This is a genomic window from Cellulosimicrobium cellulans (assembly GCF_001722485.1).
GTDB lineage: Bacteria > Actinomycetota > Actinomycetes > Actinomycetales > Cellulomonadaceae > Cellulosimicrobium > Cellulosimicrobium cellulans_A.
The window spans coordinates 1-7,926 of sequence record NZ_LWGL01000147.1 but is presented as its reverse complement, the minus strand read 5'-3'; the positions used below and the strand labels follow the sequence as shown (position 1 = coordinate 7,926).

Below are 7,926 nucleotides of genomic sequence, written 5' to 3'. Positions count from 1 at the left end.
ACCGCGGGCCGCGCGTCGTCGCCCGGGTGCACGACGGCGCCGCTCGCCCCGAGCCGCAGCGCGCCGTCGGGCAGGGCGTCCGCGAGCATCCCGACGAGCTGCGCACGGTGCAGCACGAGCGTGCTGTCGCCGAAGCGCGCGCTCGCCTGCCCGGCGTCGGCGCGCACGAGCCACCGGCCGTCGGGGCGGCGCATGCCGACCTGGCCCTGGAGCGTCGCGAGGTCGCGCAGCGTGTCGCCGAGGCCCAGCGCGGCGAGCGCGCGCACCGCGTTGGGCGCGACGGCGATCCCCGCCCCCACGGGATCGAGCGACGTCGCGCGCTCGACCACGGTGACGTCCCACCCGGCCCGCGCGAGCGCGACGCCCGACGCGAGTCCTCCGATGCCTCCGCCGATGACGACCGCCCGCCGGCTCATCCTCCGACCCCACTGGTTCGCGTCACGAGCGTGACTCTACGGACGGGGAGGCCCGGCCGACCTCCCCCGAGCGGGGGAGCGCGGCGGAGCGAGCGGGTCCCCGGACGGAGTGTTCAGTTGTGCGGGAAAGCGTTGACTTGTGTGCGGCCGACCGGGACACTCGAATCCCCGAGGTCGACGTCGTCCCGGGTCCTGCCGCCTCACCGTCGAGGAGACACCCCATGAAGTCCCTTGTGTCCCGGGCACGAACGCGTGCCACCGCTGTCACGAGCGCGTTGGTCGCGCTCGGGCTGGCCGTCTCGGGCGCCGCGACCGCGGCCGCCGCCACGTCGCCGGCCAGCACCGCACCGGCCGCCGTCGCCGAGCAGGCCCCGACGATCTCGCCGGTCGTCGACGCCAACTTCCCGGACCCCGACATCCTCCTCGTCGACGGCGTCTACCACGCCTACGCCACCAACAACGCGGGCCAGAACGTGCAGCACCGCACGTCGACGGACCTCGTCACGTGGAGCGAGCCGACCGACGTCGCGCCGGAGCTCGGCGCGTGGGTGAGCGAGTCGTGCTCGTTCAGCCCGGGCGGCGCGACCGACCGCTGCGTCTGGGCGCCCGAGGTCGCGGCCGTCGAGGGCGGCTACGCCTTGTACTACACCGCGCGCGACGCGACGACGCCGCGCCAGTGCATCGGCGTCTCCTTGTCCGAGACGCCGGACGGCCCGTTCGTCCCGGTGGGCGACGACCCGTTCGTCTGCCCCAACGGCGAGGACGGCACGGTCGACCTCGGCGGCGCGATCGACGCGGGCACGTTCCACGACGGCGAGCAGCTCTGGCTGCTGTGGAAGGCCGACGGCAACTGCTGCGCGGGCAAGACCGCGATCCTCTTCGCCCAGCCGCTCTCCGCGGACGGCACCACGCTCACCGGCCCGCCGACCGAGCTCATCCGTGTCGACCGGCCGAACGAGGGCATCGTCGTCGAGGCGCCGACCATCATCGAGCGCGACGGCACGTACTACCTCTTCTACTCGGCCAACGACTTCTACGGCGGGAACTACCGGACGGCGTACGCGACGTCGGACAACCTCCTCGGCCCGTACACCAAGGCGACGACCGAGCTCATGACGAGCGACCGCTTCCAGGGCGACGTCCGCGGGCCCGGCGGGCAGGACATCGTGGTGCGGCCCGACGGCAGCACGGCGATCGTCTTCCACGGCTGGAACGAGCGGTTCACGTACCGGGCGATGTACCTCAGCGAGCTCGAGTGGTCGGAGGACGGCGTCCCGTCCGTCACCGACGCCTCGGACCGCTACGAGGCCGAGGACGGCGTCGTGACGAACGCGCGCGTCGTGCAGGACGGCAGCGCGTCGGGCGGCGCGAAGGTCGGCGGCATGGACTTCGCCGACAGCTCGGTGACCGTGGAGGTCGTCGCCGAGGAGGCCGGACCCGCGCTCATCGGCATCCGGTACGCGAACGGCTCGATGGACGGCAGCGAGCGCGTGCCCTCGACCGGGCTCGTGTCGGTCAACGGCGAGGACGCGGGCACCGTGACCTTCGCGCACACGACGTGGGGCAACTGGCAGACGGCCGAGCACCTCGTCGACCTCGACGCCGGGTCGAACACGATCACGCTGACGCGCAGCACGTTCTTCACGGAGGTCGACGCGATCGACGTCTACGACACCGTGCGCGAGCCCGAGGTCGTCGTGCCGCCGGTCATCCCGGCGGACGCGGACCGGTACGAGTTCGAGGACGGCGTCATCGTGCGCGGCTCCGTCGGCGCCGCCGCGGGTGCGTCGGGCGGCGAGAAGGTCGGCGGGCTCGACTTCGCCGACAGCTCCGTGACGCTCGAGATCGAGGCGGAGGAGGCGGGCCCGTACACGCTCGCGGTCCGGTTCGCGAACGGCTCGGAGCGCGGCGGGTACTCGCTCGAGTCGAGCGACTACGTCACCGTCAACGGCGAGGACGCGGGCGTCGTGACGTTCCCGCACACGCGCTGGGGCAACTGGCAGAGCGTCGCGCACGAGGTCCAGCTCGAGGAGGGCACGAACACCGTGACCCTCACACGCAAGACCTGGTACACCGAGCTCGACGCGCTCGACGTCTACCCGTCCGAGCAGGCGCCGACCGAGCCCGACGTCGCCGTGCAGGCCGAGGCGCGCTGCCTCGGAGGTGCCCCGTACGTCGCCGTCCGCGCGCAGAACACCGGCGACGCGACGCTCGGCATGACCCTCGCGACGGCGTTCGGCGAGAAGTCGTTCGCCGCGGTCGACCCGGGCAAGAACGCCTACCAGGCGTTCAAGGTCCGCGGGCCGCTCGAGGCGGGCGAGGCCACGGTGACCGTGACGACGGCGGACGGCGCGACGTCGCAGGTCACCGCGGGCTACGACGCGGTCCAGTGCGGGTGAGCCGGTGCCGTTGAGCCGGTGCGCATGACCGCCGGCTGATCGCCGCGGAGGCCGTCGTCCACAGGGTGTGGACGACGGCCTCCGTCGTGCCGCTCGCCTGGCTACCGTGCGGTGCCATGAAGTTCGAGATCGTCCTGGGCATCGCGCTCGTCGCCGTCGGCCTCTGGCACATCGTCGCGCCGACGACGACCAGGACGATGAACGAGGTGGTCCTGTTCGAGAAGCGCGACCGCGCCGAGCCGACCGCACGGGATATCACGACGGTGCGGCTGTTCGGAGTCCTCCTCCTGGTGGCGGCGGTCCTCCTCGCGGGCGGCATGCTCTTCCTGCAGAGCGTCGGTCGCACCGGGCCGGAGCCGACGGAGACGAACGCCCCGGGATCGGTGTCGAGCCTCCCGGCCGCCGGGTTCAGCGGGCCGGTCGACGCGGCGGAACCGGCACCCGGTCCAGGTCCTGCGCGACGGTGAGCTCGCCGTCGAACACGGTGCGCGCCTCGCGCTCGAACTCGGCGGGGTCGGTGTACCTCTGCGAGAAGTGCGTGAGCACGAGGTGCCGCACGCCGCAGTCGGCCGCGACCTTCGCCGCCTGGAACGCGGTGAGGTGGCCCCACCGCTCGGCCTGGTCGAGGTCGCGGTCGAGGAACGTCGACTCGATGACGAGCAGGTCGACGCCGTCCGCGAGCTCGCGCACGGCGTCGCACAGGCGCGTGTCCATGACGAACGCGAACGACTGCCCCGGCCGCGGGCCGCTCACCTCCTCCAGCGTGACGGTGCGCCCGTCCTCGGTGACGACGACGCCGTCGCGCTGCAGCTGCCCGACGACCGGTCCCGCGAGACCGTGGCGCTCGAGGAGCTCGGGGACCATGCGGCGGCCGTCGGGCTCGTCGAGCCGGTAGCCGACGGCGTCGATCGTGTGGTCGAGGCGCCGCGCGCGCAGCGTGAAGCCGGGTCGCGGGCGTTCGGGGGCGGCCGGGACGATGCCGTCATCGGCGATCGGTTGGAGCTCGATCAAGCTCTGACGCCGGTACGCCGACGCGTCGAGCAGGTGCTCCACCCACCGCTGCCCCGACGCCGGGCACGACACGGGGATCGTGTGCGGCACCGCGTCCCCGCTGATGCGCTGCGCGACCCCCGCGAGGCCCAGGCTGTGGTCCCCGTGCAGGTGCGTGAGCGCGATGCGCGTCAGGTCCGTCGCCGAGACACCGGCGAGCGTCATCTGCCGCTGCGTGCCCTCGCCCGGGTCGAACAGGATCGCCTCGTCGTCCCAGAACAGCACGTAGCCGTTGTGGTTGCGGGTGCGCGTCGGCACCATGCTGGCGGTCCCGAGGACCACGAGCTCACGGCGCGACATGCCGACAGACTGCCACGCCGGCTGGATGTCCACAGGGTCGGTCCTCCACAGAGTTCGGACCCGAGGTACCGCCCGTCGCCACGATTCGCTAGGTTCTGGGGCAGTTCGCGGTGCGGTCCTCCCGCACGCGTGGTCCCGCCCGCGGCGGGACGTCAGCAGCAGGTCGTCAGCAGGAGAGAGATGCGCCCCGTTCGTCCGTCGTCAGTCCATGTCCGACGCCGGGCGCTCGCCGCCGGCGCGCTCGTCGCCACGAGCTTGTTCGTCACCGGTTGCACCAGCGAGGAGCCCGCCGAGCCGGAGACGTCGACGACGACCACCGCCGAGGCCGAGCCGGCCGAGACGCCCGAGCCGACGCCGACCGAGACCGGCCCGGCGAAGCCCGAACGACCGGCGGCGCTGGAGCAGGAAGGCGCTGAAGGTGCGGCAGCTGCGGCGGAGTACTTCTCAGAGTTGTATCCGTTTGTGATGGCAACGGGCGATACCTCGGAGTGGCGCTCCCTCTCGTTTGAGTCCTGCGGCTTCTGCCAAAGCTCGATCGAACAGGCCGAGACGATCCGTTCGCGAGGCGATGTCTTCGAGGGCGGCGCCGTGACCGCCACTGTGGACAATCCGAGTCTTTACGTTCGCGATGAAGCCACCGGCATCTTTCCGCTCGATATCAGAATCGTGCAGGAGCCGATGTCAATCGTCGACGCCGAGGGCAACGAGATTTTTGCTCAGGGCCGAACTGATGACGTCTATCGCGCAGAGGTCGGTCGTAAGGACGGCAACTGGGTCGTTGTCGAGATCGCGCTACTGGAGCAAACGTGAAAATCGGTGCCGTCATCCTCGCATCTGCACTCGGCTTGTCGCCCATTGTGTTCAGCGCCGCACCTGACTACGGCGGCTTCAAGGGTGGGGCCTCGGGTCAGAACGTCACAGTTGAGACGGCGCGTGAAGCGACTCGCGGAGGAAGTGTCTACGTCCCCGCGAGTGAGGAGGACCCGACGGACCGGTATTTCTCCGCGACGCCGGCGCTGTGTGATCTCGTCGGCAGGCTCGACGGCTCCTCAACCCGTTACGACTACGCGTGCACCGAGGGTGAGCAGCTCGCGTACGAGGGCATCGAGTGCGGGCCGGACGAGTTCGCGGAGGGCGCGCTGTTCCGCGAGACCCGTCAGCCCGACGGCACGTGGGGACAGCCGGAACTCGTCGGCGACGAGGGCTGCATCACCCCGGCCGACCTGCTCGCCGAGGCGGAGCGCGAGTTCGCGACGCTGCAGATCGCGCCGTCGCCCGTGGTGGTGCAGCCGCCGGACGGCTGGACGGTCGTGAACCTCCCGACGATCACGTACACGGAGCCGACGGAGCAGACGTTCGACACGACGCTGCTCGGCATCCCGGTGCAGATTCGTGCGACGCCCGAGTCGTACGCGTGGGACTACGCCGACGGCAGCGCGCCGCTCGTCACGACCGACCCCGGCGCGCCGTACCCGGACCACACCGTCCATCACACGTACGCGCAGCCGGCCGACGCGGTGACGATCAGCCTGACGACGTCGTGGTCGGGCCAGTTCCGCATCACCGGCTCGCCGACGTGGACGGATGTGCCGGGCACGGCGACGACGTCGAGCACCGCCCCGCCGCTCCAGGTCTACGAGGCGCGATCGCGGCTCGTCACCGACCCGCTCGGCTGACGCTTCGGCCGGGCGACCTGACGGGATCCGCTCGTAGGGTGGTGGGGTAGCCCCACGACCCTCGGAGCACCATGCGCCTGCTGCTCGTCCGCCACGGACAGACCCCGTCCAACGTCGCCGGCCTGCTCGACACCGCGATGCCGGGCCCCGGCCTCACCGCGCTCGGTGCGCGCCAGGCCGCCGCCATCCCGGACGCGCTCGCCGACCGTGTGATCGAGGGCGTCGCCGTGTCGACGCTCGTGCGGACGCACCTCACGGCGGCGCCGCTCCTCGAACGACTGGACCTGGAGCCGCTCGAGCTCGACGGGCTCCGCGAGATCGACGCGGGCGACCTCGAGATGTCCGGCCGGCACGAGGACCACGTGCTCTACCTTGAGACGGTGTTCGCCTGGGGTGGCGGCGACATGTCGCGCCGCATGCCCGGCGGCCCGGACGGGCACGAGTTCGTCGCGCGCTTCGACGACGCCGTCGCGAAGGTGGCGTCCACCGGCTGGGAGACGGCCGTCGTCGTCTCCCACGGCGCCGCGATCCGCTCCTGGGCGAGCATCCGCGCCGCCGGCGTCGACCTCGACGCGATGGCGTACCGGCAGCTCGAGAACACGGGTCTCGTCGAGGTCGAGGGCGACCCGGACAGCGGCTGGCGCTACGTCGGCATGAGCGACGGCCCGCTCGGCGGGCACCTGCTCACCGACGAGCTCGCCGACGACCCGACCGGTGAGTCCGTCGCGGACGAGCGGGCCGACGTCGACGCCGAAGCATCCCGAGGGGACGACACCGCCCGCTGACCGCGCGGCCTCCGCCCGGCGGAACGGACAGGCGCACCCGCACCGCCGTCGTGTGTGTTGCACGGATCTAGCGCTCGTCACGTCGGTGTCATACGCTCGCCGGATGGTCGATCAGCCGGAGCACCCGCGTCCCGCGAACGAGCGCGTCCTCGACCGCGACGTCACCGTCGCCCACGACCTCGACGACGACCTCGTCGAGGTGTTCCGCCGCATCTACGCCGACACTGACGCCCACTGGTCCGCCTACGAGGCGTGCGAGGAGCTCGTCGACCTCGAGGACAACTTCCAGCTCTGGCGCTTCCGCCACATGAAGACCGTCCTGCGCATCATCGGCACCAAGCGCGGCACGGGCGGGTCGAGCGGCGTCGGCTTCCTCCAGAAGGCCCTCGACCTCACGTTCTTCCCCGAGCTCTTCGCCGTCCGCACCGAGATCGGCGCCACCCGGCCATGACGCCCCCGGCGCCCGACGCCGCGCGCGTCGTCACGGTCGACGCCTCCTGGTTCCCGAGTCGCCCGCCCACCGGCCCGACGGCGTTTCTCGCCACCGCATCCGGCCTCCGCCCCCTGAGCGACGCCGGCGTCGACCTGCCCGTCGCGACGTCGGCCCTCGGAAGGCCGATCTCGGACGTGGGGGTCGAATTCGCAGACCACCGCGCGCCGGACCCGCTGCACCTCCCGGGCACGCTGCTCCCGCCGTTCACCGACGCCCACGTCCACCTCGGCCTCGTCGACGCGACGGTCCTCGCCCCGCACGGCATCGCCGCTGTGCACGACCTCGGCTGGATCCCCGAGGTCGTTGCGGGGTGGGCACGCGATGGTGACGACGCAGGCCGAGCGGGCGGTGCGACGTCGGATGCGAAGGGCGTAGAAGCCGCGCGCGAGAGCGGACGGCCGAAAGCTCGGGGTGACGGCGCGGCCAGCCCGAGCACCGAGGGCGCACCGCCCGCGAACTTGACTCGCCTCCCAAGTCCCGAGGGCGCACCGCGCGCGAACCCGGCCCCACACGTGCCGCACGTCGCGTTCGCCGGCGCGTTCCTCACGGCGCCCGGCGGCTATCCGTCGGACCGGTCGTGGGCGCCGGACGGTTCCGTCGAGGAGATCGTGACGCCCGACGACGCGGTCGTAGCCGTCGACCGCCAGCTCGCCGCCGGTGCGTCGTTCGTCAAGGTCGCGCTGAACAGCGTCGCCGGTCCCGTGCCCGACGACGCGACGCTCGCCGCCGTCGTCGGCCGCGCCCACGAGCGCGGGGTCGCCGTCGTCGCGCACGCCGAGGGCCCGGGCCAGGCCGCGCGCGCGTTCG

At 72.3% G+C, this 7,926-nt stretch carries 7 protein-coding genes and 2 pseudogenes; 7 read left to right on the top strand and 2 right to left on the bottom strand.

Annotated features, from left to right (window positions below; genetic code table 11):
* Window positions 1–416, bottom strand: a 416-nt coding sequence (locus JZ5iCDA_RS13790) for an FAD-dependent monooxygenase (protein ID WP_171905387.1), incomplete at its 3' end; no start/stop codon positions are given.
* Window positions 417–637: 221 nt separating this feature from the next.
* Here JZ5iCDA_RS13790 and JZ5iCDA_RS13785 point away from each other — a divergent pair.
* A complete protein-coding gene (locus JZ5iCDA_RS13785) occupies window positions 638–2,815 on the top strand; it encodes a family 43 glycosylhydrolase (RefSeq protein ID WP_083260019.1) in 2,178 nt (725 codons plus the stop codon).
* Between the two features lie 116 nt (window positions 2,816–2,931).
* Window positions 2,932–3,282 (top strand): hypothetical protein, encoded by a 351-nt coding sequence (locus JZ5iCDA_RS13780; RefSeq protein ID WP_139123116.1) that lies wholly within the window; start codon window positions 2,932–2,934, stop codon window positions 3,280–3,282.
* Here the strand turns inward: JZ5iCDA_RS13780 and JZ5iCDA_RS13775 are convergent.
* Entirely contained in the window at window positions 3,224–4,198 is a 975-nt protein-coding gene (locus JZ5iCDA_RS13775) for a ribonuclease Z (RefSeq protein ID WP_366246675.1), read from the bottom strand. The two genes, JZ5iCDA_RS13780 and JZ5iCDA_RS13775, sit on opposite strands and share 59 nt — an antisense overlap.
* A gap of 96 nt (window positions 4,199–4,294) precedes the next feature.
* Between JZ5iCDA_RS13775 and JZ5iCDA_RS18995 the strand changes: the two genes are divergently transcribed.
* From JZ5iCDA_RS18995 to JZ5iCDA_RS19420, 5 genes and pseudogenes are all read left to right on the top strand, one after another.
* Window positions 4,295–4,975: a DUF6318 family protein gene (locus JZ5iCDA_RS18995; RefSeq protein WP_171905386.1), complete on the top strand. Its 681-nt coding sequence runs from the start codon at window positions 4,295–4,297 to the stop codon at window positions 4,973–4,975.
* Window positions 4,972–5,841 (top strand): hypothetical protein, encoded by an 870-nt coding sequence (locus JZ5iCDA_RS13765; RefSeq protein ID WP_139123114.1) that lies wholly within the window; start codon window positions 4,972–4,974, stop codon window positions 5,839–5,841. The genes JZ5iCDA_RS18995 and JZ5iCDA_RS13765 overlap by 4 nt, the downstream gene beginning before the upstream one ends.
* A 71-nt stretch (window positions 5,842–5,912) precedes the next feature.
* Window positions 5,913–6,626 carry a histidine phosphatase family protein gene (locus JZ5iCDA_RS13760; RefSeq protein WP_069387683.1) on the top strand — a complete coding sequence of 238 codons (714 nt, stop codon included), beginning with the start codon at window positions 5,913–5,915 and terminating at the stop codon, window positions 6,624–6,626.
* Window positions 6,627–6,765: 139 nt separating this feature from the next.
* Window positions 6,766–7,077: pseudogene (locus JZ5iCDA_RS13755) on the top strand (tryptophan 2,3-dioxygenase family protein); the annotation flags it as partial.
* 554 nt (window positions 7,078–7,631) lie between these two features.
* A pseudogene (locus tag JZ5iCDA_RS19420) lies at window positions 7,632–7,926 on the top strand (hypothetical protein); the annotation flags it as partial.